The 24,997-nt window shown below is 69.0% G+C and carries 18 protein-coding genes; 10 read left to right on the top strand and 8 right to left on the bottom strand.

Annotation, left to right across the window (positions count from 1 at the left end; translation table 11 throughout):
- Positions 1–2: 2 nt before the first annotated feature.
- The 4 genes from HPA01S_RS15565 to HPA01S_RS15550 all read left to right on the top strand — a co-directional run bounded on the left by HPA01S_RS15565 (position 3) and on the right by HPA01S_RS15550 (position 7,894).
- Positions 3–4,283, top strand: coding sequence for a YhdP family protein (locus tag HPA01S_RS15565; protein WP_066271682.1), 4,281 nt, complete (start codon positions 3–5; stop codon positions 4,281–4,283).
- A 70-nt stretch (positions 4,284–4,353) separates the two neighbouring features.
- Positions 4,354–5,160 carry a carbon-nitrogen hydrolase family protein gene (locus HPA01S_RS15560; protein ID WP_066271681.1) on the top strand — a complete coding sequence of 269 codons (807 nt, stop codon included), beginning with the start codon at positions 4,354–4,356 and terminating at the stop codon, positions 5,158–5,160.
- A gap of 14 nt (positions 5,161–5,174) precedes the next feature.
- On the top strand, positions 5,175–7,265 hold the full coding sequence (locus tag HPA01S_RS15555; RefSeq protein WP_066271680.1) for a two-component system sensor histidine kinase NtrB: 2,091 nt from the start codon (positions 5,175–5,177) through the stop codon (positions 7,263–7,265).
- Positions 7,262–7,894 (top strand): response regulator transcription factor, encoded by a 633-nt coding sequence (locus HPA01S_RS15550; protein ID WP_066271679.1) that lies wholly within the window; start codon positions 7,262–7,264, stop codon positions 7,892–7,894. Before HPA01S_RS15555 ends, HPA01S_RS15550 begins: the two co-directional genes overlap by 4 nt.
- 12 nt (positions 7,895–7,906) lie before the next feature.
- Here HPA01S_RS15550 and HPA01S_RS23375 read toward each other — a convergent pair whose 3' ends face one another.
- A complete protein-coding gene (locus HPA01S_RS23375) occupies positions 7,907–8,071 on the bottom strand; it encodes a hypothetical protein (protein WP_169801540.1) in 165 nt (54 codons plus the stop codon).
- Between HPA01S_RS23375 and mltA the strand changes: the two genes are divergently transcribed.
- Complete coding sequence (gene mltA, locus HPA01S_RS15545; RefSeq protein WP_084360728.1) at positions 8,004–9,278, top strand: murein transglycosylase A; 1,275 nt, start codon at positions 8,004–8,006, stop codon at positions 9,276–9,278. The two genes, HPA01S_RS23375 and mltA, sit on opposite strands and share 68 nt — an antisense overlap.
- Before the next feature lie 115 nt (positions 9,279–9,393).
- Here mltA and HPA01S_RS15540 read toward each other — a convergent pair whose 3' ends face one another.
- From HPA01S_RS15540 to HPA01S_RS15510, 7 genes are all read right to left on the bottom strand, one after another.
- On the bottom strand, positions 9,394–9,873 hold the full coding sequence (locus tag HPA01S_RS15540; RefSeq protein ID WP_157085056.1) for a hypothetical protein: 480 nt from the start codon (positions 9,871–9,873) through the stop codon (positions 9,394–9,396).
- A gap of 82 nt (positions 9,874–9,955) precedes the next feature.
- Positions 9,956–11,932, bottom strand: a complete 1,977-nt coding sequence (locus HPA01S_RS15535) for a carboxypeptidase-like regulatory domain-containing protein (RefSeq protein WP_157085055.1) — start codon at positions 11,930–11,932, stop codon at positions 9,956–9,958.
- Positions 11,929–12,753, bottom strand: a complete 825-nt coding sequence (locus HPA01S_RS15530) for a COG1470 family protein (protein ID WP_066271675.1) — start codon at positions 12,751–12,753, stop codon at positions 11,929–11,931. Before HPA01S_RS15530 ends, HPA01S_RS15535 begins: the two co-directional genes overlap by 4 nt.
- A 7-nt stretch (positions 12,754–12,760) precedes the next feature.
- A complete protein-coding gene (locus HPA01S_RS15525; RefSeq protein ID WP_066271674.1) occupies positions 12,761–13,228 on the bottom strand; it encodes a hypothetical protein in 468 nt (155 codons plus the stop codon).
- A complete protein-coding gene (locus HPA01S_RS15520; RefSeq protein ID WP_169801539.1) occupies positions 13,225–13,890 on the bottom strand; it encodes a hypothetical protein in 666 nt (221 codons plus the stop codon). Before HPA01S_RS15520 ends, HPA01S_RS15525 begins: the two co-directional genes overlap by 4 nt.
- A 165-nt stretch (positions 13,891–14,055) precedes the next feature.
- Positions 14,056–14,634, bottom strand: a complete 579-nt coding sequence (locus HPA01S_RS15515; protein WP_066271672.1) for a hypothetical protein — start codon at positions 14,632–14,634, stop codon at positions 14,056–14,058.
- 252 nt (positions 14,635–14,886) lie between these two features.
- Positions 14,887–15,369, bottom strand: a complete 483-nt coding sequence (locus HPA01S_RS15510) for an Lrp/AsnC family transcriptional regulator (RefSeq protein WP_066271722.1) — start codon at positions 15,367–15,369, stop codon at positions 14,887–14,889.
- A 181-nt stretch (positions 15,370–15,550) separates the two neighbouring features.
- Here HPA01S_RS15510 and HPA01S_RS15505 point away from each other — a divergent pair, with 181 nt between their 5' ends.
- The 5 genes from HPA01S_RS15505 (at position 15,551) to HPA01S_RS15485 (ending at position 24,986) form a co-directional block, all read left to right on the top strand.
- Positions 15,551–19,147, top strand: a complete 3,597-nt coding sequence (locus tag HPA01S_RS15505; protein WP_066271671.1) for an indolepyruvate ferredoxin oxidoreductase family protein — start codon at positions 15,551–15,553, stop codon at positions 19,145–19,147.
- A 121-nt stretch (positions 19,148–19,268) separates the two neighbouring features.
- On the top strand, positions 19,269–19,595 hold the full coding sequence (gene yajC / locus HPA01S_RS15500) for a preprotein translocase subunit YajC (RefSeq protein WP_066271670.1): 327 nt from the start codon (positions 19,269–19,271) through the stop codon (positions 19,593–19,595).
- A gap of 90 nt (positions 19,596–19,685) precedes the next feature.
- Complete coding sequence (gene secD, locus HPA01S_RS15495) at positions 19,686–21,560, top strand: protein translocase subunit SecD (RefSeq protein WP_066271669.1); 1,875 nt, start codon at positions 19,686–19,688, stop codon at positions 21,558–21,560.
- Positions 21,561–21,575: 15 nt separating this feature from the next.
- The gene (gene secF, locus HPA01S_RS15490; RefSeq protein ID WP_066271668.1) at positions 21,576–22,538 is read left to right on the top strand and encodes a protein translocase subunit SecF; all 963 of its coding nucleotides are present in this window, start codon (positions 21,576–21,578) and stop codon (positions 22,536–22,538) included.
- 66 nt (positions 22,539–22,604) lie between these two features.
- On the top strand, positions 22,605–24,986 hold the full coding sequence (locus HPA01S_RS15485; protein WP_157085053.1) for a DUF1631 family protein: 2,382 nt from the start codon (positions 22,605–22,607) through the stop codon (positions 24,984–24,986).
- Positions 24,987–24,997 lie beyond the last annotated feature (11 nt).

The raw sequence follows: 24,997 nt of genomic DNA, 5'->3' as shown, positions 1-24,997 counted from the left end.
ACATGAATCAAAGCCCGGCTCCCATCGCCTCTGCCCGGCGAACCCCACTCAAGATGCTTGCGCTGGCTGCCCGGGTGGGTTTGTGGGCCGTGTTTCTGGCGTGGGCCCTGTTCGTGTTGAGCTGGGGCGCGCTGAATTGGTGGATTGTGCCCCGAATCGGCGAATGGCGTCCCGAGCTGGAACGCTGGGCCAGCCAGAGCGTAGGGGCACCGGTGAAAGTGGGTGAAATCCGCGCCGAACACAGCGCCGACGGCGTGGCCTGGCTGCCCGCGCTGATGCCCTCTTTTGAACTGCGCGACGTGCAGCTGTTCGACCCGCAAGGCCGCGTCGCCCTGCACCTGCCGTTGGTGCGCACCGCGGTGTCGGTGCGCTCGCTCTGGCGTGGCAGCTTCGAGCAGGTGGTGATCGACCAGCCCGTGCTCGACGTGCGCCGCACCGCGCAAGGCCGCATCGAAGTGGCCGGGCTGGACATCGGTGGCGAGGGCGGGCACGACGGCAGCGCCGCCGACAGCTTCTTCTCCTTGCGCGAGTTCGTCATCCGCGGCGGCACCGTGCGCTGGACCGACGATCTGCGCGCCCGGCCGCCGCTGGCGCTGGCCGAGCTCTCGCTGGTCGTGCGCAATACCGCCCGCACCCACCAGTTCCGCCTCGACGCCACGCCGCCGCCCGAGTGGGGCGAACGCCTGAGCCTGCTCGGGCGCCTGCGCGAACCCCTGATCGACCTCGAACTCGGCCCGCAGCCGGCCGGCGCCCTGCCCTGGCGGCGCTGGGGCGGCGAGCTGTATGCCGACTTCACCCATGTGGACGTGGCGCAGCTGCGCGCCCATGTGGACCTCTCCACCTGGGGCGTGGAGGTGCAGGCCGGCCGGGGTGCGCTGCGCGCCTGGGCCGAGGTGGTGGACGGCGCCGTGGCCGGCCTCACCGCCGACCTCGCGCTGCGCGACGTTGATGCCCGGCTCGGCCGCGACCTGCCGCCGCTGGCGCTCGACGAGTTGCAGGGCCGGCTGCTCGCGCAGTGGTCGGAAGCCGGCTTCAAGTTCTCCACCGACGACCTGCGCCTGCGCACCCGCGAAGGCCTGCAATGGCCGAGCGGCCGCCTGAGCCTGCAGCACAACGCCGCCCTCGGCGGCCATGGCGCCAGCACCGAGCTGAGCGCCGAGCGGCTGGATCTGGGCGCGCTGGCGGCCATCGCCAGCCGCCTGCCGCTGCCGGCCGAGCTGCACCGGCGCCTGGCCCAGCTGCAGCCGGCCGGCCGCATCGACGGCCTGTCGGCGCGCTGGCAGGAACGCGCCGGCCAGGCCCCGGGCGCGGCCTGGCCACCCGAGACCTACCAGGCGCGCGGCCGCGCCGTCGGCCTGGCGCTGGCGGGTGAGCCCAGCGGTCGCATGTCGGTCAGCGGGCGTTACCCGTTGCCCGGGCGGCCCGGCATCTCGGGTGCCACCGTGGACTTTGATCTCAACCAGGCCGGCGGCCGCGCCCAGCTCAGCGTGGTGCAGGGTGCGCTGGAACTGCCCGACGTGTTTGAAGACCCGCGCATCCCGCTCGACAGCCTGCAGGCCGAGGCGGTCTGGCGCGTGCAGGGCGAACACATCGAACTGCAGGTGGACAAGCTGCGCCTGTCCAACGCCGACGCCGAAGGCACGGGCCAGCTGACCTGGCACACCGGCGAGGCGACGCCGGGTTCTGGCGCGTCGCGCTTCCCCGGCGTGCTCGACCTCAACGCCACCCTCACCCGCGCCGACGCCACGCGCGTGCACCGCTACCTGCCGCTCACGGTGAACGCCGATGCGCGCACCTATGTGCGCGAGGCGGTGCGCGGCGGGCGCTCGAACAAGGTGGTGTTCCGTGTCGCCGGCCTGGTCGATCACGTGCCGTTCGACAAACCCGGTGAGCGCGGCGAGTTCCGCATCACCGCGCCGCTGCAGAACGTGGACTTCGACTACCTGCCGGACTACCTGCACGCGGCCGGTCAACACAGCGGCCCTGCGGCCAGCAAGCCGGCGAGCTGGCCGGCGCTGCGCGGCGTTTCGGGCGAGCTGGTGCTCGATCGCGTGTCGCTGCAGCTCGGCAAGCTCGAAGGCGGCGTGGTGGGCGCGCCCGGCGTGCGCCTGAGCCAGGGCCGGGTCGGCATTGCCGACCTCGGTCACCAGGCCGTGCTGCTGGTGGACGCCCAGGCCCAGGGGCCGGCGCACGAGGCCCTGGGCTTCGTGCAGCAATCGCCCCTGAACGCCATGACAGGCGAGGCGCTGGCGCAGGCGCGCGCCGGCGGTGTGGCGCAGGTTGGTTTCTCGCTCAAGGTGCCGCTGCTGGATGCCGAGCACACGCAGGTCAACGGCACGGTGAAGCTGGAGCGCAACGACCTGCAGTTCAGCCCCGACTCGCCGTTGCTGGCGCAGGCCAGCGGCCAGCTCGGGTTCAGCGAACGCGGCTTCTCGGTGCAGGCCGGCCAGGCCCGCGTGTACGGCGGTGAGCTGCGTTTTGAAGGCGGCATGCAGCCCGCCACGGCCGGTGCCGCGCCGGTGGTGCAGTTCCGCGGCCAGGGTGTGGCCAGTGCCGAAGGCCTGCGCGACGGCGGCCTGGGTGCCGTCTCGCGCCTGTTCCAGCACGCCAGCGGCAGCGCCGCCTACACCGCCCAGCTCGGTTTTCGTGGGGGTGTGCCCGAGCTGCAGATCCACAGCAACCTGCAGGGCCTGGCGATGAACCTGCCCGCGCCGCTGAACAAGAGCGCCGAGGCCACGCTGCCGCTGCACTACGAGAACAGCGTGTTGAGCGTGGTCGACGGCAACGCGCGCACCGACCGGCTGGTGGTGCAGGTCGGCAGCGCGCTCGCGCCGGTGCTGTCGCTGCGCTACGAGCGCGAGCGCAGCGGCGCCAGTGCCGAACCGCGCGTGCTGCGTGGCGCGGTGGTGCTGGGCGCGGGCACCGAGGCCACCACCGCCGCGCTGCCGGCGCAAGGCGTGAGCGGCCAGGTGCTACTGGGGCAGGTGGATCTGGACGCCTGGGAGCGCGTCGGCAACGGCAGCACTGTGGCCGAGCCGCGCAGCAGCAGCACCATGGCCGGCGCCACCGCGTTGCCGCCCCTGCCGGCAGCGGCGCGCGCGAACCCGGTGGCCAACGACGTCGCCGGCAGCCAGGCCTACCTGCCCACCACGCTGTCGCTGCGGGCCGACCGGATCACGGTGCACGGCCACCGCTTCAACAAGGTGGTGCTGGGCGGCACGCGCGACGGCGCGCAGTGGCAGGCCAATGTGGAGGCCGATGAGCTGGCCGGTTACCTCTCGATGCGCCAGGCCGGCGCCGGCACGGCGGGCAATGTGTACGCGCGGCTCAAGCGCCTGCACCTGGCGCCGGCGGCGGCCAGCGAGGTCGAGACCCTGCTGTCGCAACCCACCACCAGCGTGCCTTCGCTGGACATCGTGGTGGACGACTTCAACCTCTCCGGCCGCAGCCTGGGCCGGGTCGAGGTCGAGGCCGTCAACCGCGGCGGACCGCTGCGCGGCAGCGAATGGCGCCTGACCAAACTCCGGCTCGACGCGCCCGAGGCGCGCCTGAGCGCCACCGGCAACTGGGCTGGCACGGGCGGCGGCAGCGGCGGTGCGCAGCGCCGCACGGTGCTGAACTTCCGGCTCGACATCGACGACGCCGGCCGCCTGCTCACCCGCTTCGGCCGCGACGGCCTGGTGCGTGGCGGCAAGGGCCGGCTGGAGGGCAACATCGGCTGGGTCGGCTCGCCGCTGGCCATCGACTACCCCAGCATGACCGGCCAGCTCCACGCCGACATCGAGCGCGGCCAGTTCCTCAAGGCCGACCCGGGGGCTGCGCGCCTGCTCGGTGTGCTCAGCCTGCAGTCGCTGCCGCGGCGGCTGGCGCTGGATTTCCGCGACGTCTTCTCCGAAGGTTTCGCGTTTGACTTCGTGCGCGGCGACGCGCGCGTCGAGCAGGGCGTGCTGCACACCAACAACCTGCAGATGAAGGGCGTGAATGCCGCCGTGCTGATGGAGGGCAGTGCCGACATCGCGCGCGAGCAGCAAGCCCTCAAGGTGGTGGTGGTGCCCGAGATCAACGCCGGCACCGCCTCGCTGATCGCCACCGCCATCAACCCCGCCATCGGCCTGGGCAGTTTCCTGGCCCAGTTCCTGTTGCGCCAGCCGCTGCAGTCGGCCGCCACGCAGGAGTTCCGCATCACCGGCACCTGGGCCGATCCGCAGGTCGAGAAGGTCGAGCGCCCGGCGCCCACGCCGGCCGCCGCCTTGCGCGACCCGACCACCGGCGTGCTGCAGTAAGCTGTGGCCCTGCTGCGGGCCCTGCGTCCCGCCAACGCTGCTTCGCCCGTTCGCCCGAAAGGATTTCCTCATGAAAGTCGCCGCCATCCAGATGGTCTCGGGCATCAGCCTCGACGCCAATCTCAGCGAAGCCATGCGCCTGCTGCGCCAGGCCGCGGCGGCTGGCGCCGAACTCGCGGTGCTGCCCGAGTACTTCTGCTTCATGGGCGCGCGCGACGAAGACAAGCTGCTGCTGGCCGAAACCCCGGGCCTGGGCACGGTGCAGGACTTCCTGTCCGACGCCGCGCGCGACCTCAAGCTCTGGTTGGTTGGCGGCACGCTGCCGATGGCCACCGACGACCCGGGCCACGCGGCCAACGCCTCGCTGGCCTACAACCCCCGCGGCGAGAGCGTGAGCCGCTACGACAAGATCCACCTGTTCCGCTACGACAACGGGCGCGAGCACTACGACGAAGGCACGGTGCTGGTGGCCGGTGAAACACCCACCGTGTTCGAGTGCCGCGACCAGAGCGGCCAGCACTGGCGCGTTGGCCAGAGCGTCTGTTACGACCTGCGCTTCGGTGAGCTCTACCGCATGCTGGCGGCCGACATCCTGCTGGTGCCGGCGGCCTTCACCCACACCACCGGCCAGGCGCACTGGGAGGTGCTGCTGCGCGCCCGCGCGATCGAGAACCAGGCCTTCCTGATCGCCAGCGCCCAGGGAGGCGTGCACGAGAACGGCCGCCGCACCTGGGGCCACAGCATGGTGATCGACCCCTGGGGCGAGGTGATGGCCTTGCAGTCCGAAGGCCCGGGCGTGGTGCTGGCCGATCTGGACATCCAGCGCCTGCGCACCGTGCGCGAACAACTGCCCTCGCTGCAGCACCGCCGCCTCTGAAGGGACGCCGCACGATGCAGCGCCCGCAGTGGCTGAACGCCTGGCGCGAGCAACTTCGTTTGCGCCGCTGGCGCTTGTGGGCCGCCATGCTGTTGCTGGTGGTGTCGGTGCTCGGCCTGCTGGTGTTCCTGGCGGGCGAGTACGAAGAGTCGCGCGACCAGGCCGGGCTCGACCAGGACGCGGCCTCGATCGCCAACGACATCCGCAGCAACCTGGTGCGCAACGTGCAGACCCTGCAGTCGCTCTACAGCGTGGTGCCTTCGCCCGAGTCCTGGGGCGTGCCGGCGGCCGAGCTGCTGGTGCAGCACCGCGAGATCGTGCGTGTGGAATGGCGCGACAGCGCGCGCCGGCTGCAGGCCCAGCGCGACACGCCCTACATGCCCGACATGTTCGGCCTGCTCGGCCGCGACCAGGCCCTGCCCGAAGTCGGCCGGGCCTGCGACAACGCCACGCGCCTGTCGGGCCCGGCCTATTCCAACACCCACTTCTGGCCGATGAGCGACGGCCAGGGCGTGGAGATGATCGAGATGTGCCTGCCGCTGGTGCGCGCCGGCCAGCCCAACGGTTTTCTGGTCGCCACCTATTCCTTGCCCGGCGTGTTGTCCGAGATGACCAACCGCGCCCTGCTGCGCGGGCGCGGCCTGAGCTTCATCGAGGCCGACGGCACGCGGCTGGCGCTGCACAGCCTGGTGCCCGAGTCGCGCCGCACCCTGGTCGCTCGCACCCTGGTCGACCTGCCGGGCCACACCCTGCTGCTGCAACTCAAGAGCCCGCGCGCCACGCGTGGCCTGTTCCCCAACGTGCTCACCGCGGTGGTGGGCGCGCTCTCGCTGGCGCTGCTGTCGGTGCTGTTCCTGCTCGGGCGCGACATCCGCCGGCGCCAGCGCGCCGAGCTGGTGGTGGCCGAGGCGCTGGCGTTTCGCAAGGCGATGGAAGACTCGCTGGTGACCGGCCTGCGCGCGCGCGACATGGACGGCCGCATCACCTACGTGAACCCTGCCTTCTGCGACATGGTCGGCCTGAGCGCCGAGCAGCTGGTCGGCACCGGCCTGCCCGCGCCCTGGTGGCCGCCCGAGCTGGTGGACGAATACCAACAGCGCCAGATGATGCGGCTGGCCGACCAGGCGCTGCCGCGCGAGGGCTACGAGTCCCTGTTCCAGCGCCCCGACGGCACGCGTTTCCCGGTGCTGATCATCGAGGCGCCGCTGATCAACGCGGCCGGCCAGCAGACCGGCTTCATGAGCGCCATCCTCGACCTGACCGAGCAGCGCCGCGTCGAAGACCTCAACCGCACCTCGCAGGAACGCCTGCAGGCCACCGCCCGGCTGGCCACGGTGGGCGAGATGGCCTCGCTGCTGAGCCACGAACTCAACCAGCCGCTGGCGGCCATTGCCAGCTACGCCAGCGGCACGCTCAACCTGCTGGAGCCCGCGGCGGGCCGGCCCGCCGCCAGCGACCCGCTGCAGGCCGACCTGGTGCAGGCCATGCGGCGCATTGGCGAACAGGCCGAACGCGCCGGGCGCGTCATCAAGAGCGTGGCCGACTTCGTGCGGCGGCGCGAGCAGGTGCGTGAGGCGGTCACGCCGCACAGCCTGATCGAGGCCATCCTGCCGCTTCTCGGCCTGCAGGCCAAGAAGCAGGGCATCCGCCTGTTCATCCACGTGGCGCCCGGCTGCCCACCGGTGCAGTGCGACCGCACCATGGTCGAGCAGGTGCTGCTCAACCTGGCGCGCAACGGCGTGCAGTCCATGCCGCCGGGCGACCCGGCGCCGGGCTCGGGCCTGCGTGTGCTGCGCCTGTCGGTGGGCGCGGTGCGCCTGCAGTCGGGCGAGGGACCTGATGGCCAGCGGCAGAAGACCTGGGTGGCTTTCTCGGTGGCCGACCACGGCCTGGGCCTGAGCGCCGAGGTGAAGGCCAAGCTGTTCACGCCCTTCTTCACCACCCGCACCGAAGGCATGGGCCTGGGCCTGAGCCTGTGCCGCACCGTGATCGAACAACACGGCGGCGTGCTCACCTACGAAGACAATCCGCCGCGCGGCACGGTGTTTCGCTTCACCCTGCCGGCCGTGGTCGCCGAGCGCCCTCCACTATCATCCGCCCCATGACGCAGCACCCCGACGCGAAGATCTACCTCGTCGACGACGATGCCGGGGTGCGCGAAGCACTGGCCTGGCTGCTGCGCACGCGCCGCCTGCTCAGCGAAGGCTACGACAGCGCCGAAGCCTTCATGGCCGACGCCGGTGTGTGGAACGACGCGCCCCAGGCGCCCTGCTGTGTGCTGCTCGACGTGCGCATGCCCGGCATGAGCGGCCTGACCCTGTTCGAGCGCCTGCTGCAATTGCGCTGGCAGGCCGCGTTGCCGGTGATTTTTTTGTCCGGCCACGCCGACGTGCCGACCGCGGTGGACGCGGTCAAGCGTGGGGCTTTCGATTTCTGCGAGAAGCCGTTCTCCGACAACGCGCTGGTGGACCGGGTGGAGCAGGCGCTGGACCGCTCGGCCCGGGTGCTGGCCGAACAACGGGTGCGGCGCGGGCTGCAGCAGCGGCTCGACGGCCTGACCGAACGCGAGCGCGACGTCATGGACCTGGTGATCGCCGGCCTGCCCAACAAGCTGGTGGCCGACCAGCTCAACATCAGCGTGCGCACGGTGGAAGTGCACCGCTCGCGCGTGTTCGACAAGATGGGTGTGAAGTCGGCCGTGGAGCTGGCCAACCTGTTGCGGCCGCCACCGTGAGGCGGGCGCGGTTCAGTCGCGTGGAGGCGGCGCTGCCGGATCTTGCCCGGCTTCTTTTTTCTCACTGTCCGCGGCATCCGGCAACTCACCCTTCTTGCGCCCCGAAAACATGGTCCACCACACGATGAACACGAACAACAACAGCGCGCCGAGCGCTTCGAGCAACAACAGGGTCATGGGGCGGTGCGGCGGTGCTTCCGGAGTGGGTGGGCAAGGGCGCGGCCTGATGGCGCTGCGCTGGGGCGTGGTGGCCCTCATTGTAGGAAGCCTCGCCGCCTGCGCGGTGGACCCGCGGACTTACCCCCCCGCACCGGTGGGTGGCACCACGCCACCGCCAGTGGTGGCCACGCCGGCCCCCGGCGACGGTGCCCCCGCGGTGCCGCTGCAACGCGGCAAGAGCCTGTGGCAACCGGTGCGCTGGAGCGACTTGCCCGGCTGGGGCCAGGACAGCCTGCACGAAGCCTGGAACGCCTGGGTGCGCGGCTGCGAACGCCCGGCACCGGGCCAGGCCGGGCCCTGCGCCGAGCTGCGCCGCCTGAGCATCGGCACCGCGGCCGAACAACAGGCCTGGGTGGAACGCCGCTTCCAGCCCTACCGCGTGGTCGAGACCTCGGGTGAAGTGCCGAGCGGTTTGCTGACGGGGTATTACGAGCCCATCATGGCCGCCAGCCGTGTGCCCAGCGCCACCTACCGCGTGCCGCTCTACGGCCCGCCGGCCGGGCTGCGCGCCGGCCAGCCCTGGTACAGCCGGCAGGAGATCGATTCCCTGCCGGCCGCGCAGGCCGCGCTGCAGGGCCGTGCGCTGGCCTGGCTGGCCGATCCGATCGACGCGCTGATCCTGCAGATCCAGGGTTCGGGCCGCCTGAACCTCGTCGAGGCCGATGGCCGCACGCGCCAGGTGCGCGTGGCCTTTGCCGCGCACAACGGCCACCCGTACCAGAGCGTGGGCCGCTGGTTGCTCGACCAGCGCGCGATCACCGACCCGTCGTGGGCCGCCATCAAGGCCTGGGCATTGCAGAACCCGCAACGCCTGAACCAGATGCTGTGGAGCAACCCGCGCACGGTGTTCTTCCGCGAAGAGGCCTTGTCCGAGTTCGATGCGCGCTTCGGCCCGCGCGGTGCGCAAGGCGTGCCGCTCACGCCGGGGCGTTCCATTGCGGTCGATCCGCAGAGCATTCCCTACGGCACGCCGGTGTGGCTGGCGACGCAGGGGCCCACGCTCAACCTGCAGCGCCTGGTGCTGGCGCAGGACACCGGCGGCGCCATCGTCGGCGCGGTGCGCGCCGACCTGTTCACCGGCTGGGGCGACTGGCACGACGAGGCCTACACCACGGCCGCGGCGCTCAAGCAGCCGCTGCAGATGTGGGCGCTGTTGCCGAGGTAGGAGCACCCCCGCCGCGCTGCGCGCGCCCCCCTCAAGGGGGCGCACGCTACGGCCCGGCAGAGCCGGTTCCGTGCGCTCTGGAGGGGGCATTTCGCTCCGGTGCGAGCGGTGGTTTTTACAGTGCCGCGATGTCCGTCTGCACCGGCCAGCGCAATGGGCCGGCACCGGATGGGCGGGCGGCGGCATCGAACTCGTGGTCCAGCAGCAGGGTGTAGCGGCCGGCGCGCTCGGCGCACAGGCGGTAACCGTCGTCGACCGCGCTGAAGTTCAGGCCGTCGCCCTGCACCGCGCGCAGGCGCCAGGCATCCACCTCGGGGGCGCTCATGCGCAGGGTGACGCAGAAACCGCGCTTGAGGTTGGACATCACCACCAGCCGCTGCTGCGCGCTCCAGTCGCCATTGGCCTCGGCGTCCAGCACCACCGGGTGGCTGTTCTCCAGCACCCGCATGACCGGCGGAATGATGATGCGGAAGTCCAGCGCCGCGCTGGCGTTGCCGCGGCTGGTCACCATGCTCTCCCCGATGCTGGTGGCAGGCACCAGCATCAGTGCACCGGCGGCCAGTGCAGAAAGAGTGAGGGATCTCGAGGTGGACATGACCCACTATCGACCCCCCTTTCGGGAACTTGAGTCGGCGCCGGTGTGCCGGCGCAGCGTCCGTCGAGCGGCACCCGGCGCGTTATTCGGTGCGCTGCACCGGTATCGACAGCGTGGCGCTCTCGCGCAACCGCACGTCCACCCGGGCCTGGCCCTGGTTGACCACGTTCCAGGGCAGCGGCAGGGTTTCGCCGCGCACGGTGACGGTGCGCGGGCCGCTGGCGACGAACGGGAATTCGAAGCGGCCCTGGCTGTCGGTGCGCACCGCGTAACGGTTGTCGAGGTAGACCGTGACGTTGGGCACGCCTTGTTCGCTGGCTTCCTGGGTGCCGCTGCGGTTGTCGTCGAAGTACACCGTGCCTTCGATGCGGCCACCACCGTCGGCGGCGCGCCCACCCAGCGGCACGTTGCGGCTGCCGGCCTCAAGCTCGTAGCGCAACACGGCGTAGAAGGAGCGGTCCGACTGCGGGATGAAGAAGTTGACCGGAGGCGCCAGCGGGTCGAGCGAGGTGTCGAAGCGGTTGCGGCCGGTGTAGCGGTTGTAGTTGGCTTCGAAGCTCCAGCGCTGGTCGATGCGCCAGTGGCCGCCCAGGTTCAGGCTGTAGCGCGTCTGGCCGTTGTTGCTGCGCTCGGTGTTGACGTTGCCGCGCAGGCTGGCCTTGGCGGTGATCGGCGCCGACATGCTCAGTGCCGTGCGCCAGACCGACTCTTTCGGGCGGCTCTGGTAGGCGTCGTAGGCGCCCACACCCAACGTGGTGGACAGGCTCCAGCCTTGCGGCACCTGCCACTCCTGGTCCCAGGTCAGCCAGCGCGCATCGGCTTCGTTGTCGGCCTGCTGGAACTCCAGCCGCAGGCCGCTGTTGCCCCAGCCGTTCTGGAAACGCCAGTCGCCATAACTGCTCCAGGCGTCGCCCCCGAAGTGGCGCACCGTGGCGCCGGCACCGATGGTGTTGTCGCGGTCCAGGCGCCAGCGCGCCGAGCCGGTGGCGAAGTAACCGCTGTCGCTGCGCCCGGAGATCGAGTCCAGCCAGTCCACCGAACCTTCGGCCGACCACTGGCGCGTGCGCCAGCTGCTGCGCGCGTAGACGCCCACCAGGTCGTTGGCCATTGGCTGGTTGGCCCAGCTCAGGTCGCGCTCGAGGCGGTAGGCGCCCAGGCCGTGCCGGCGCGGGCCGTCGTCCCATTCGCCGTCGATCCAGAAGCCGCTGCGCGAGCCGCTCACGTTGCTGGCCTGGCTCTGCAGCACCTGCGCCTGGATGCGGTGGTCGGCGCCTTCGAAACGCAGCGCCAGCACGGTGGCGTTGGCGTCGACGATGTCGCCGGGCTGCGTGGGCACGTCGAGGTTGGAGACCCGGCGCGCGTCTTCGTGTTGCAGCGCGACCGTCCAGCCCTGGGTGGACAGCGGGTTGGTGTCGTCGGCGTTGATCCGCCACTGGCCACCGAACGTGGTGCGCTGGCCCATCAGCTTGCGAAAGCCGTTGGAGGGCAGAAAGTCCAGCCGGCCGGGCTCGCCGGTGCTGGCCTGCAGCTGCAGGCCCTTGCCCGGGTTTTCCCATTCGGTGCTGACACCTTGCAGGATGGCCGTGGGCAGGTAGATGCGGGTGGGCAAGCGCAGGATGGCGGGCGAAGGCGGCGTGATCACACCGAGTTCGTTGCTCAGCATCCAGCCGTTGGACAGCGGCATGGCACGCTGGCGCAGCGTGAGCGAACCGCTGCTGTCGTGCGGTGCGTAGGTGCCGTCGATCGACAACGTGCCGTGGTTGGGCGTGTCCAGCAGGCCGTAGATGCCGTAGCCGATGCGGGTTTTGTGGCTCTGGTCGAAGGGCTGCGTGCCGAGCCGGGTCTCCAGCCGCAGGAAACGCGGCCAGCCACTCGGGTCATAGGGCTGCGACTCGGCCGCGGCCGTCGGCTCGGGCGGCAGGCCTTCGATGACGCGGTCCACATAGGCCGGTGGCGCGGTGGGTGTCGGGGTGCCTTGTGCCCAGGCCGGGAGCCACGGGGTGGAAGCACCCAGCAGCGCCAGCAGGCAGTGGATCGGGCGCAGCACCGCCCTCATCATGGGGCAAAGCTCGCGTCCAGCGGAATGCGGTTCTTGCCCCACTCCAGGTTGCCCTTGACCTTGAGCGGGAAGCGGATCGTGGGCAAGGGCTTGCCCTGTTCGGCGACCGGGGCGATGGCAACGTTGCGCGTTTCGCCCGGCAGGATCGGCAGGTCGGCAGGCGCCATCTCCAGGCGCGCGCCGTTGGCGTCGGTGCCGTCGAGGTAACCCTCCAGGCGGCCGTGGGCGTTGCCGCGGTTGCGCACCTCGACCACCGGGGTCGGCGTGCCGTTGACGTTGACGGTGCGGCTGCTGACCACTTCGAGCTGTGGCGCGGCGTCACCGATGCTGGCGTAGACGATCACGCCGATGCGCCCGCCCACCGGGAAGTTGAGGTCGCCCTTGACCTGCGAGGGCTCCAGGCCTTCGATCATCAGCGCGAAGCGGCACTCGCGCGCCGGCGTGCCGGCCGGTGGCGTGATCTCGAAGCGGTAGCGGTAGCGTGCGCCGGGTTCGATCTGCAGCTCGCGCTTCTCCACCGCCACCCAGGGCCGGCAGCTGTCCGGCGCCAGCTCGTTGCTGAACACCACCGAGTTGTCGGGCAGGAAGCTCCAGTCGTTGGTGTAGATGCGGTAGTGGCCGGTTTGTGGGCCGACGTGGTGGATTTCCACCACCTGGCGCAGGTTCTGGCCGGGGGCCACCTGCACCTCGAAACGCGGCGGCGTGATGTAGGCCGCGAAGCCTTGCGCCAGCGAGGCCAGCGGCGTGCCGGCCAGCACCAGGGCAGCAAGCCAGCCCGCCCGTGCGAGCGGAGAGCGGAAGCGGGAAACGGCAGGGCGCATGGGGGTATCAGTCGACATCGAGTTCGAAATGGAAGCTCAGGCGCCGCGAGTTGGACACCCAGTCCGGGGCCGAGCGCAGGCGCACTTGCAGCTGGTCTTCCAGCGTCGGGCTGGTGATCTGTCCGGCGTACACCAGGGTGCGTTCGCCAGAGGTCAGCCGGCCGGCCTGCAGCCGGCCCTGCGTGGACCACACCGCCTCGACGGTGGAGGCCTGGTCGCGTGGCAGCACCATGTAGATCCGACCGCTGCGGCCGACCCAGTCGCGGGTGTCGATGCGCACGTTGACACGCAGGGTGGCCTCCATGCCACCGGCGAAAGCCTGGCCGGGCGTGAGCGGCAGCCACTGCATCTGCACATTGGGTGGCACGGTGTGGCTGGCCGAATCGTCCAGCCGATGCGGGTTGGCCCAGGCGGCGCTGGCCATGCAGGCACACAGGGCGGCCGCGATGGCCAGGCGGGTTGATCGCGTCGTCATGGCGCGCTGAGGGTGTAGGTCACCCCCCCGTTGTAGGTGCCAGCGGCACGCACCGCCGAGTTGGCATAGCTGAAGGTGTGGCAGTTCTCGAAATACCGGTTGGCGGGCACGGTGGCCAGCGTCTGGCTGGCTCCGGTAAAGGTGCCGGCCGGAATCACGCCGGGGACGCTGCTGCCCGCGGCAGAGACGGTCCAGCTGATCTGCGAGAACGGAATGGTGTCGGTCGTTGCGGTATTGGTGAGCGGAGTGGTCTGTGCGACGCTCAGGGAGGCACTGGTCGTGGCGCCGCTGGCGATGCGGTAACCGGCCCCGACGAGCATTTGGCGCGAGGGGTCCGGGCAGACCAGGTAACCGTCGGCCCACAGGCTGTTTGACTGGGTGCTGTTGCTGGTCATGGGCTGCGCGGCGCCCGTGCCGACAGCGGTCGCCGGCACCGTGACCTGCACCAGGTTGACGGGGCCGCTCCTGCCGACCGCTGCATCGAGCGTGCCGTTTCCACTGCCGCTCAAGGCACCGTTGCCGACGTGCAGAAAAAGGCGGCGCGAACCGGCGACGACGTCCAGGTTCCACGCATGGGCCGCGCCGATGTCCACCAGGCACAGCGCGACCAGGCCCGCACTCGCGGCGAGCCGGATGGTGTTGTGACGCTGCATGTGCTTCATGGTGTGTTGGCGGGCATGGCGTTCGGAGCTGTCTGCCGGGCCGCTTGGTCACAAGCTGTGGCGCCGGCGCATGAAAGGCCGCGGGGGCGGGTGCCGTACACCACCTCCCCCGCGAGGGCCGTTGACCGGCGGGCAGGCCGCGCCATCAACGGACCCGTACGCCGATCAGGGCATGGCGGCGGTGTAGGTCACACGGCCGTTGTTGGTGCCGTAGGTACCGGGTGCGACGGTGGCCGCGTTGGCGTAGCTGAAGGTCCAGTTGGCGGATTGGTCGGTCACGCGGGTGCCGGAAGACAGGGTGACGTTGGAGGCCACACCGGCGCCCGTGGCCGGAATGACCGGGCTGGGCAGCGCAGGCAGGCTGCTGGTGGACGTGATTTGCGTCCATGGAATGGTGTCCCCGGTGGCGTTGGTCAGCGCGCCGGTGGTGCTGGCGGTCAGGGTGATCTGGCCGTTGTTGCCGACCACACGAACCGGCACCACGTTGCCGGTGATGGTGGTGGCGGGAGCGCCCGTGCCGATGGCGGTCGGGTTGGTCGTGTAGTCGAAGGTCACCATGTCGACGGTGGTGTTGTTGGCCAGCGGGATCACGGTGGCACCGGTGCCCACGCCGAGGAACAGCACGCGCGGGATGACCACGCGAAAGTCCAGGCGCGCGGTGGCACTGCCGGTGGCGACCAGGTTCGATTCGGCCGAGGCCAGCAGCGGGGTGGCAAGGGCCAGGGCCAGGGTGGCTTTGAGCATCAGAGCTTTGTTCACGACGAATCCTTCAAAAAGATACAGAGAGACAAAAGTGTGGTCTGAGTACTTTTTGGTACGCCGTCCACGGGTTGGTGACGGCGCAATGTTACGGAAAGGGACTACGGTCGGCAATATGGCCTAAGGAAAAAAGTCACGCTTTTCAATGACTTACAGGCGAATTGTTAGTCAATGGTGAAAAACAGGGCACAGGCGGTCGAAAAAAACGCTCAAGTTTTCACCCTCATCGCCGTGTTGCTACTTTTTGCCTGAGAGGTGCTGCAGCGGCAAGGCGCTGCCGGACTTCACTTCACCCAGGGAAAAGCTGGTGTGCAGGTCCTTGACGTTGGGCAGGTTCAGCAGCACCTCGCGGGCGAACTGGCTGAAGTGGTTCAGGTCGCGGCTGACCACCTGCAGCTCGAAGGTGCCCGAGCCGCTGATGTAGTGGCACGACACCACCTCGGGGATGCGGCGGATGGCGTTTTCCAGGTTGCGGGTGACGTCGCCGCTGTTGCGGTCGGCGTCCAGTCGCACAAAGGCCAGCACGCCCAGGCCGATCTTTTCGCGGTCGATCTCGGCGCGGTAGCCGCGGATGAAACCCGCTTCTTCCAGTGCCCGCACGCGGCGCCAGCACGGCGCTGCCGAGAGCCCCACGCGTTGTGCCAGTTCGGCGTTGGTGAGCCGGCCGTCGTTTTGCAGTTCGTGCAGGATGGCGATGTCAAACTTGTCGAGTGTTTCCAGGATCGCGGCTTTCGAGAATGAATCTTTCTCGATCATCTTGAAATCGGGCATGAAACGCAAACACCTATCGCGCACCGGGGCATACACTGTGCGCCACACTGGAGCCGCGCACCTACCCGGCGCGCCCCGTTCAGAACCCGCTCACAAAGCGGGATGCCAAGCCCCCCACGGAGACAAGCCCATGAACGCCCCACTGCCCGACCACATCCGCCGCGCGCTGGAAACGGTCACCCTCGACGACAAGTACGCCCTCGACCACGGCCGCGCCTTCATGAGCGGTGTCCAGGCCCTGGTCAAGCTGCCCATGCTGCAGCGCCAGCGCGACGCCCTGGTGGGCAAGAACACCGCGGGTTTTGTCAGCGGTTACCGGGGGTCGCCCCTCGGCGGCTACGACCAGGCCTTGCAGAAGGCGGCGTCCTACCTGAAGGCGCAAAACATCGTGTTCCAGCCCGGCGTCAACGAAGAGCTGGCCGCCACCGCGCTCTGGGGCACCCAGCAACTGGGCTTTGCGCCGCCCGGCAGCAACCGTTTCGACGGCGTGTTCGGCATCTGGTACGGCAAGGGCCCGGGCGTGGACCGTTGCTCCGACGTCTTCAAGCACGCCAACATGGCCGGCACCACGCCCTGGGGTGGCGTGATCGCGGTGGCCGGTGACGACCACGTCGCCAAGAGCTCCACCGCCGTGCACCAGAGCGACCACATCTTCAAGGCCTGCGGGCTGCCGGTGTTCTTCCCGACCTCGGTGCAGGACATCCTGGACCTGGGCTTGCACGCGTTCGCCATGAGCCGTTTCAGCGGCGTCTGGGCCGGCATGAAGACGATCCAGGAGATCGTCGAGTCCAGCGCCACGGCCGAGATCGACCCGGACCGGGTGAACATCGTCATCCCCGACTTCGAGATGCCACCCGGCGGCCTGCACATCCGCTGGCCCGACCACGCGCTGGACCAGGAAGCGCGCCTGTTCGACTACAAGTGGTACGCCGCACTGGCCTATGTGCGCGCCAACAAGCTCAACCACAACGTGATCGCCGGTCCGAACGACCGCTTCGGCCTGATCGCCAGCGGCAAGGCCTACAACGACACGCGCCAGGCCCTGCTCGACCTGGGGCTGGACGACGCCACCTGCCGCCGCATCGGCTTGCGCCTGCACAAGGTGGCCGTGGTCTGGCCGCTGGAGGCGCAGACCACGCGCGAATTCGCCACCGGCCTGCGCGAGATCCTGGTGGTGGAAGAAAAGCGCCAGGTCATCGAGTACCAGCTGAAGGAAGAGCTCTACAACTGGCGCCCCGACGTGCGCCCGAACGTGCTCGGCAAGTTCGAGGAGGCCGAGGGCGACTTCAGCGGCGGTGAGTGGAGCCTGCCGAACCCGAGCACGCGCACCCTGCTGCGCGCCAACGCCGACCTGTCGCCCGCCATCATCGCGCGCGCCATCGCCAAGCGCCTGAAGAAGATGGGCCACCTGCCCGAGGACGTGCTGGCGCGCATGGACGCGCACCTCACCATCCTGACGGCGCAGGAGCAATCCATGCACACCCTGCTCACGCAGGGCGTGCCCGGTGCCGAGCGCCAGCCCTGGTTCTGCTCGGGCTGCCCGCACAACACCAGCACCGTGGTGCCCGAGGGCTCACGCGCCATGGCCGGCATCGGCTGCCATTTCATGACCATCTGGATGGACCGCGCCACGGTCGGCTTCACGCAGATGGGTGGTGAGGGTGTGCCCTGGGTCGGCCAGCAGCCGTTCAGCCACGACCAGCACATGTTCGCCAACCTGGGCGACGGCACCTACTTCCACAGCGGCCTGCTGGCGGTGCGCCAGAGCATCGCGGCCGGTGTGAACATCACCTACAAGATCCTCTACAACGACGCCGTCGCCATGACCGGCGGCCAGCAGGTGGGCGAGCGCCCCGAGGGCCACAGCGTGGTGCAGATCGCGCAGAGCATGCGCGCCGAGGGCGCGGTGAAGATCACCATCGTCACCGACGAGCCTGAGAAGTACGACGGCGTGAAGGGCCTGCCGGAAGGCATCGCCATCCAGCACCGCGACACGCTGGACGCGGTGCAGCGCGAGTTCCGCGAGATCAAGGGCACCACGGTCATCATCTACGACCAGACCTGTGCCACCGAAAAGCGCCGCCGCCGCAAGCGCGGCACCCTGGTCGATCCGGCCAAGCGCGTGGTCATCAACGAATTGGTCTGCGAAGGCTGTGGTGATTGCGGCGTGCAATCCAACTGCCTGTCGGTCGAGCCGCTGGAAACCGAGTTCGGCCGCAAGCGCACCATCAACCAGAGCACCTGCAACAAGGACTATTCCTGCGTGAAGGGCTTCTGCCCGAGCTTCATCACGGTTGAAGGGGGCCAGCTGCGCAAGAAGGACAAGGCGGGCACGAAGATCGAATGGACCGGTGGCGCGTTGCCACTCCCGGCCTTGCCGCGCCTGGACGCGGAGGCCTGGGGCGTCATCGTCGCCGGTGTCGGCGGCACCGGCGTGATCACCATCGGCCAGCTGCTCGGCGTGGCCGCGCACCTGGAAGGCAAGGGCATCGTCACGCAGGACGCGGCGGGGTTGGCGCAAAAGGGTGGCGCCACCTGGAGCCATGTGCTGATCGGCGCGCACCAGGACGACATTCGCACCACGCGCGTGTCGGCCGCGTCGGCCGACCTGATCCTGGGCTGCGACCCCATCGTCAGCGCCAACAAGGAAACCTGGCAGCGCCTGCGCGCCGGCCGCACGCACGTGGCGCTCAACGTCAATGCCACGCCGACGGCGGCCTTCGTGAAGAACCCCGACTGGCAGAACCCGGCGCAAGCCTGTGTGGACGCGCTGGTGCAGAGCCTGGGCCCCGATGCCGTGGGCAGCTTCGACGCCGAAACCGCCGCCACGCGCCTGATGGGCGACAGCCTGTACACCAACCCCATGATGCTGGGCTACGCCTGGCAGAAGGGCTGGCTGCCGCTGGAGCTGGCCTCGCTGATGCGCGCCATCGAACTCAACGCGGTGCAGGTCGACAAGAACAAGGCGGCCTTCGAGTGGGGCCGGCGTGCCGCACACGACCCGGACGCGGTGCGCGTGCTGTGGCAGAAGACCGGCAGCGGCGAACAGGTGATCCAGTTCAAGCAGCGCGAGACGCTGGACCACCTGGTGTCGCGCCGGGTCGAGTTCCTCACCGGTTACCAGAGCGCCGCCTACGCTTCGCAGTACCGCAGCTTCGTGGACCGGGTGCGGGCCGCCGAAGCCGCGCTGGGCAAGACCACGCTAAGCGAAACCGTGGCGCGTTACCTGTTCAAGCTGATGGCCTACAAGGACGAGTACGAGGTCGCCCGCCTGCACAGCGACCCGGCCTTCCACGCCCGGCTGGCGAACCAGTTCGAGGGCGACTACAAGCTCAAGGTGCACCTGGCGCCGCCGCTGACGGCGAAGAAGAACGAACGCGGTGAACTCATCAAGCAGCCGTTCGGCCCCTACATGTTCACCGCCTTCAAGTGGCTGGCGCGCTTCAAGCGCCTGCGCGGCACGCCGCTGGACCTCTTCGGCCGCACCGAAGAGCGCCGCACCGAACGCGCCCTGATCGCCGAGTACCGCGCCGATATCGAAACCCTGCTGGGCGGCCTGAACGCCGGCAACCACGCGCTGGCCCTGGAGATCGCGGCGCTGCCCGAGCAGATCAAGGGTTACGGCCACATCAAGGAGCGCCATCTGGCCGCCGCCCGCAGCCGGCGCGAGGCCCTGCTGCAGCAATGGCGCCAGCCGGCGGCCCCTGCCCTGGCCCGCGCCGCCTGAACGGCCGGCAACACCCGCGACATACAATCGCCGGCTGAGTCCGGAGTGCCCGGCGGCGCCTTGCAGGCGCCCCGGGCCTTCGGCATTGTCGTGACCCCCGAATCTGTTTTGGAGACTCCCCGTGTTCATTTCCTCCGCTTACGCCCAAGCCGCTGCCGGTGGCGACACCCAGTCCACCCTGCTCGGCATGCTGCCCCTGGTGCTGATGTTCGTGGTCCTGTATTTCGTCATGATCCGCCCTCAGCTCAAGCGCCAGAAAGAGCACAAGGCCATGGTGTCCGCACTGGCCAAGGGCGACGAAGTCGTCACCGCCGGTGGCTTCCTTGCCACCGTCACCAAGGTCGGTGAAATTTACCTGGGCGTGGAACTTGGCGACGGCCATGAAATCAAGATCCAACGCACCGCTGTCGTGCAGGTCCTGCCCAAGGGCACGATCAAGAACGTCTGAAGCTGTGGCGCCCGGCTCTGGTGGCCGGGCCCGCACCGATACGTTTCCCGCCTTCGCTGAACAATTCCAGGCCTCAGGCCCGGCTTCACCATGAACCGTTACCCGCTGTGGAAGTACGCGATCATCCTGGTCGCCTTGCTCGTCAGTGCGCTTTACGCGCTGCCCAACCTGTACGGGGAATCCCCCGCGGTGCAGGTCTCCGCAGCCCGGTCCACGGTGCGCATCGACCCCGCAACGGTCACCCGCGTGGAGCAGGTGCTGGCGGCGCAGAACATCCAGAGCAACCTGATCCAGCTCGACGCCAACTCGGTCAAGGCCCGCTTCGACAGCACCGATGAGCAGCTCAAGGCGCGTGACGCGCTGGAGCGTGCCTTCAACCCCGACCCGGCCGACGTCAGCCACGTGGTGGCGCTCAACCTGCTGCCCCGCACCCCGAACTGGCTGGCCTCCCTGGGCGCCTCGCCCATGTACCTGGGCCTGGACTTGCGCGGTGGCGTGCACTTCATGCTGCAGGTCGACATGCAGGCCGCCCTGCAGCGGCGCGCCGACGTGCTGGCCGCCGACCTGCGCACCCTGTTGCGCGAAAAAGGTGTACGCCATGGCGGCGTGAACCGCAACGGCCAGACCGTCGAACTGCGCGCCGGCGACGCCAACACCCTGGGCGCGGCCCGCGACCTGATCCGCACCCAGTTCGCCGACCTGCAGATCACCGAAACCGCCGACTTCCGCCTGATCGGCACCATCAGCCCCGAAGCCGCACGCCGTGTGCAGGACCAGGCGCTCAAACAGAACATCACCACCCTGCACAACCGCATCAACGAACTCGGCGTGGCCGAGCCGGTGATCCAGCAGCAGGGTGCCGACCGCATCGTGGTGCAACTGCCCGGTGTGCAGGACACCGCCAAGGCCAAGGACATCCTGGGCCGCACCGCCACGCTGGAAGTGCGCATGGTGGACGAGAGCGTGGACGGCCAGGCGGCCGCGCGCGGCACCGGCCCGGTGCCCTTCGGCGCCGAGCGTTACCCGGAGCGCGGCGGCCAGTTCGTGGTGGTCAAGCGCGAGGTGCTGCTGACCGGCGAGAACCTGACCGACGCCCAGGCCGGCTTCGACAGCCAGACCCAGGAAGCCGCCGTGCACCTGACGCTGGACGCCAAGGGCGCGCGCGTGTTCCGCGACGTGACGCGCGAGAACGTTGGCAAGCGCATGGCCATCATCCTGTTCGAGAAGGGCCGTGGCGAAGTCGTCACCGCACCGGTGATCCGCGGCGAAATCGGCGGTGGCCGGGTGCAGATCTCGGGCTCCATGAACACCGTGGAGGCCAACGACACCGCCCTGCTGCTGCGCGCCGGCTCGCTGGCCGCGCCGATGGAAATCATCGAAGAACGCACCATCGGCCCGAGCCTGGGTGCCGAGAACATCACCAAGGGCTTCCACAGCGTGCTGTGGGGCTTCATCGCCATCGTGGTGTTCATGTGCATCTACTACGCGCTGTTCGGCGTGTTCTCCAGCATCGCGCTGGCCTTCAACGTGCTGTTGCTGGTGTCGCTGCTGTCCATGCTGCAGGCCACCTTGACGCTGCCCGGCATCGCCGCCATGGCGCTGGCGCTGGGCATGGCCATCGACTCCAACGTGCTGGTCAACGAACGCATTCGCGAAGAGCTGCGCCGCGGCGCCTCGCCGCAGATGGCGATCAACGCCGGTTACGAACACGCGTGGGCGACCATCCTGGACTCCAACGTCACCTCGCTGATCGCCGGCATCGCGCTGCTGATCTTCGGCTCCGGCCCGGTGCGCGGTTTTGCCGTGGTGCACTGCCTGGGCATCCTGACCAGCATGTTCTCGTCCGTGTTCTTCTCGCGTGGCGTGGTGAACTTCTGGTACGGCCGTCAGAAGAAACTCAAGACCGTTTCCATCGGCACCGTCTGGCGCCCCGAAACGCAGAACGCCGTGGCCAAGGCCGACTGATCAGGAACACACGCCATGGAATTCTTCCGCATTCGCCGCGACATCCCTTTCATGAAACATGCGTTGGTCCTCAACGCGGTTTCGGTCATTACCTTCATCGCCGCCGTCTTTTTCCTCACCACGCGCGGCCTGCACCTGTCGGTGGAGTTCACCGGCGGCACCGTGATGGAGGTGGCCTACGAACAGCCGGCCGACCTGGAGTCGGTGCGCAAGGTCATTGAATCGCTGGGCTACGCCGACGTGCCGGTGCAGAACTTCGGCACCTCGCGCGACGTGCTGCTGCGCCTGCCGGTGCAGGCCGGCAAGTCCTCCGGCCAGCAGAGCGAGGTCGTGCTGGCGGCGCTGAAGGCGCAGAACCCCGCGGTGGAGCTGCGCCGCACCGAGTTCGTCGGGCCGCAGGTCGGGCAGGAACTGCTGACCCACGGCCTGATGGCGCTGGGGCTGGTGATCGTCGGCATCATGATTTACCTTGCCTTCCGCTTCGAGTGGAAGTACGCGGTCTCGGCCATCGTGGCCAACCTGCACGACGTGGTGATCATCCTGGGCTTCTTCGCCTTCTTCCAGTGGGAGTTCTCGTTGGCGGTACTGGCGGCCACATTGGCGGTGCTGGGGTACTCGGTCAACGAGTCGGTGGTGATCTTCGACCGGATCCGCGAAACCTTCCGGCGCCAGCGCAAGATGAACACGCAGCAGGTGATCGACCACGCCATCACCTCCACCATCAGCCGCACCATCATCACCCACGGCTCCACCCAGGCCATGGTGCTGTCGATGCTGATCTTCGGCGGCCCGACGCTGTTCTACTTCTCCCTGGCGCTGACCATCGGCATCTGCTTCGGCATCTACTCCTCGGTGTTCGTCGGTGCGGCCGTGGCCATGTGGCTGGGCATCAAGCGCGAAGACCTGATCAAGCCGACCAACAAGTCCGAAGGCGGCTCCGGCGGCGCGGACGATCCGAACGCTGGCGCAGTGGTGTAAACACGGACCCGCCTCTCCTGTTTCGGGGGCGGTTGGCTAAGCCATTCGTGTCATACTGCACGCATTGTGTCGCCTCCCGATCAGCACGTTTCTTCTCTCGCCAAACAGGCACGTGAACTCTTCGTGGTTCAGGTGGGCCGCGCCTTACCCGAACTGGTCAAGGCCTGCGACACGCGTCTGACCTCGGTGCTCGACCAGGCCGGCCCGGCGCGCGAGATGCAGGCTCGGCGCGACGCCTGGACCGCCTTCCAGAAGAACCAGACCACCTGGCTCAACCAGACGCGCAAGGCGCTGCAGCGCTCGCTGCTGCCGCGCTTCTCCAATTCAGGCAGTCCTTCCAGCGTGTCCGGCCAGCTCGAGCTGGTTGCCGAAGGCGCGATCGACGATCAGATCCTGGCCTCGCGCCTGGCCATGCTGGTGCTGGACAAGTCGTCCACCGAACTCAACGAACTGCGCCTGCGGGTGCAGCACCTCGAAGGCCGCATGGAGCTGCCGCGCGGCGATGTGTTGTTGCCCGACGTCACCGCCCGCATTCTGGTGGATCAGTGGCTGGACGCGCACATGACACGCGAGGCCTGGGCTCTGGTGCAGGACGCCATGTCACCGATCCTGGCCAACAAGCTGCACGAGGCCTACAAGGCCACCAACGAGTTTCTCGTTTCCAGCGGCGTGATGAAAGAGATCGATCTGCAGGCACTGGTCCGGCGTGTTCCCGGCAGCCGCAGCGAGGGTCCGTCGTCGGCGTCGGCACCGTTGGCGCCGCAGCGCGGCCAGCCGACCCCGACACCCGTGCGGTCTGCCCACCCGCAGGCCGCCGGCCACAGCGCACCCGGCCCGGTGGGCTCCGATTTCGGCGCCGCATCCGGCCGCACCGGAGCGCACTCGTCCGCGCTGGGTGTGCAGGACGAAACCCGGCTCATGACCAGCACCTCGCCGCTGGCGCGCGCGCGCATGCGCGCCCAGGGCGTGGTTGGTCGGCTCAAACGTTTGTTGATCGACCGCGTCGGCGGCGACTTTGAAGCCACCCAGTTGCTGCCGCCCTCGCCCGGTTTGCAGCAGGCGATCCAGCGCCAGGCAGCCGCTGTGCCCAGCCTCGGCCTGCCCTCGCAAGGCGGGCCGCTCAGCGAAGGGGGCGGTGTGTACGTCGACGTTGCGCACGTGGAACGGGCCGCCAGCTCTTTGCGTCAGCGCACAGCAGAGCTCAAACAGGCCGCCAGCACGCCGACCGAAAAGGCCACCATCGAAGTGGTGGCCTTGATGTTCCAGAGCATCCTGGCCGAAGAACGCATTCCACCCAGCGTGCGGGTGTGGTTCGCGCGCCTGCAGATCCCGGTGCTGCGAGTGGCGCTGGCCGAGCCCGAATTCTTCAGCGCCCTGCAGCATCCGGCGCGCCGCCTGATCGACCGCATGGGTTCGTGCGTGATGGGCTTCGAGTCGAACGTCGGTTCGGCCGCGCTGGAGGCCGAGATCAAACGCGTGGTGCAGGTGATCGAGCAGTACCCCGAAACCGGCCGGCGCGTGTTCCAGCTGGTGTTCGACGAGTTCCAGAAATTCCTCGCCACCTACCTCAGCGAGCAGGGCAGCGCCAGCCGCTTCGTCAGCGTGGCGCAGCAGGTCGAGCAGAAGGAAACCCTCTCGGTGCAGTACACGATCGAGCTGCGCAAGCTGCTCGACGACGTGCCGGTGCGTGACGAGGTGCGTGATTTCCTGTTCAAGGTCTGGGTCGATGTGCTGGCCGTGGCCAGCGTCAAACACGGCCTCAAGCATGAAGACACCATGGCGCTCAAGCAGGTCGCTTCCGACCTGTTGTGGGCGGCCAGCGCCAAGCCCAACCGCAACGACCGTGCCCGCGTGATCCAGCAGCTGCCCGGCCGGCTGCAGCGCCTGCGCCAGGGCATGGCCCTGCTCGGTTTCCCGACCAGCCTGCAGGACCAGCACATCAAGTCGGTCAGCGACACCCTGGCCGACGCCTTCATGTCGCGCACCGAGGCGATCTCGCAGGAAAGCCTGGACCACCTGTCGCAGCGGCTGGCGAATCTGGAAGACTACCTGCCGGAAAACGGCATCGGTGATCTGGATCTGGACACCGAGAGCATCGAGATGATCACCGGCGTCGATGCGAGCAACATCGAGGTGATCAACCAGGGCGGCAGCCAGCCCACCGAGGCCATGCGCTCGTGGGCGGTGGAGTTGCAGATCGGCTCCTGGTTCGGGCTCGACCACAACGGCCGCCTCAACAGCGTGCAGCTGGCCTGGCGCAGCCAGCGTGGCCAGCTCTACATGTTCGTCACCAATGGCGGGCGCTGTTTCCTGATCCAGTCGACCCGGGTGGCGTCTTACCTGCAGGCCGGCCTGCTGGTGCCCAGCGAAGAAGAGGCACTCACGGTGCGCGCCACACGCGACGCCATGGCCAAGCTCGAGGCCAACCCCGAGCGCTTGTTGAACTGAACTCCCCCCTG

Origin of the sequence: Hydrogenophaga palleronii NBRC 102513 (assembly GCF_001571225.1) — a bacterium.
GTDB lineage: Bacteria > Pseudomonadota > Gammaproteobacteria > Burkholderiales > Burkholderiaceae_C > Hydrogenophaga > Hydrogenophaga palleronii.
This window is presented reverse-complemented; position numbering and strand designations above follow the sequence as displayed.

Excerpts from the sequence above, each read along its gene's own strand:
- HPA01S_RS15565 (WP_066271682.1), top strand. The coding sequence starts at position 3 with ATGAATCAAAGCCCGGCTCCCATCGCCTCTGCCCGGCGAACCCCACTC.
- HPA01S_RS15560 (WP_066271681.1), top strand. The coding sequence starts at position 4,354 with ATGAAAGTCGCCGCCATCCAGATGGTCTCGGGCATCAGCCTCGACGCC.
- HPA01S_RS15555 (WP_066271680.1), top strand. The coding sequence starts at position 5,175 with ATGCAGCGCCCGCAGTGGCTGAACGCCTGGCGCGAGCAACTTCGTTTG.
- HPA01S_RS15550 (WP_066271679.1), top strand. The coding sequence starts at position 7,262 with ATGACGCAGCACCCCGACGCGAAGATCTACCTCGTCGACGACGATGCC.
- mltA (WP_084360728.1), top strand. The coding sequence starts at position 8,004 with ATGGTCCACCACACGATGAACACGAACAACAACAGCGCGCCGAGCGCT.
- HPA01S_RS23375 (WP_169801540.1), bottom strand. The coding sequence starts at position 8,071 with ATGACCCTGTTGTTGCTCGAAGCGCTCGGCGCGCTGTTGTTGTTCGTG.
- HPA01S_RS15540 (WP_157085056.1), bottom strand. The coding sequence starts at position 9,873 with ATGTCCACCTCGAGATCCCTCACTCTTTCTGCACTGGCCGCCGGTGCA.
- HPA01S_RS15535 (WP_157085055.1), bottom strand. The coding sequence starts at position 11,932 with ATGATGAGGGCGGTGCTGCGCCCGATCCACTGCCTGCTGGCGCTGCTG.
- HPA01S_RS15530 (WP_066271675.1), bottom strand. The coding sequence starts at position 12,753 with ATGCGCCCTGCCGTTTCCCGCTTCCGCTCTCCGCTCGCACGGGCGGGC.
- HPA01S_RS15525 (WP_066271674.1), bottom strand. The coding sequence starts at position 13,228 with ATGACGACGCGATCAACCCGCCTGGCCATCGCGGCCGCCCTGTGTGCC.
- HPA01S_RS15520 (WP_169801539.1), bottom strand. The coding sequence starts at position 13,890 with ATGAAGCACATGCAGCGTCACAACACCATCCGGCTCGCCGCGAGTGCG.
- HPA01S_RS15515 (WP_066271672.1), bottom strand. The coding sequence starts at position 14,634 with ATGCTCAAAGCCACCCTGGCCCTGGCCCTTGCCACCCCGCTGCTGGCC.
- HPA01S_RS15505 (WP_066271671.1), top strand. The coding sequence starts at position 15,551 with ATGAACGCCCCACTGCCCGACCACATCCGCCGCGCGCTGGAAACGGTC.
- secD (WP_066271669.1), top strand. The coding sequence starts at position 19,686 with ATGAACCGTTACCCGCTGTGGAAGTACGCGATCATCCTGGTCGCCTTG.
- secF (WP_066271668.1), top strand. The coding sequence starts at position 21,576 with ATGGAATTCTTCCGCATTCGCCGCGACATCCCTTTCATGAAACATGCG.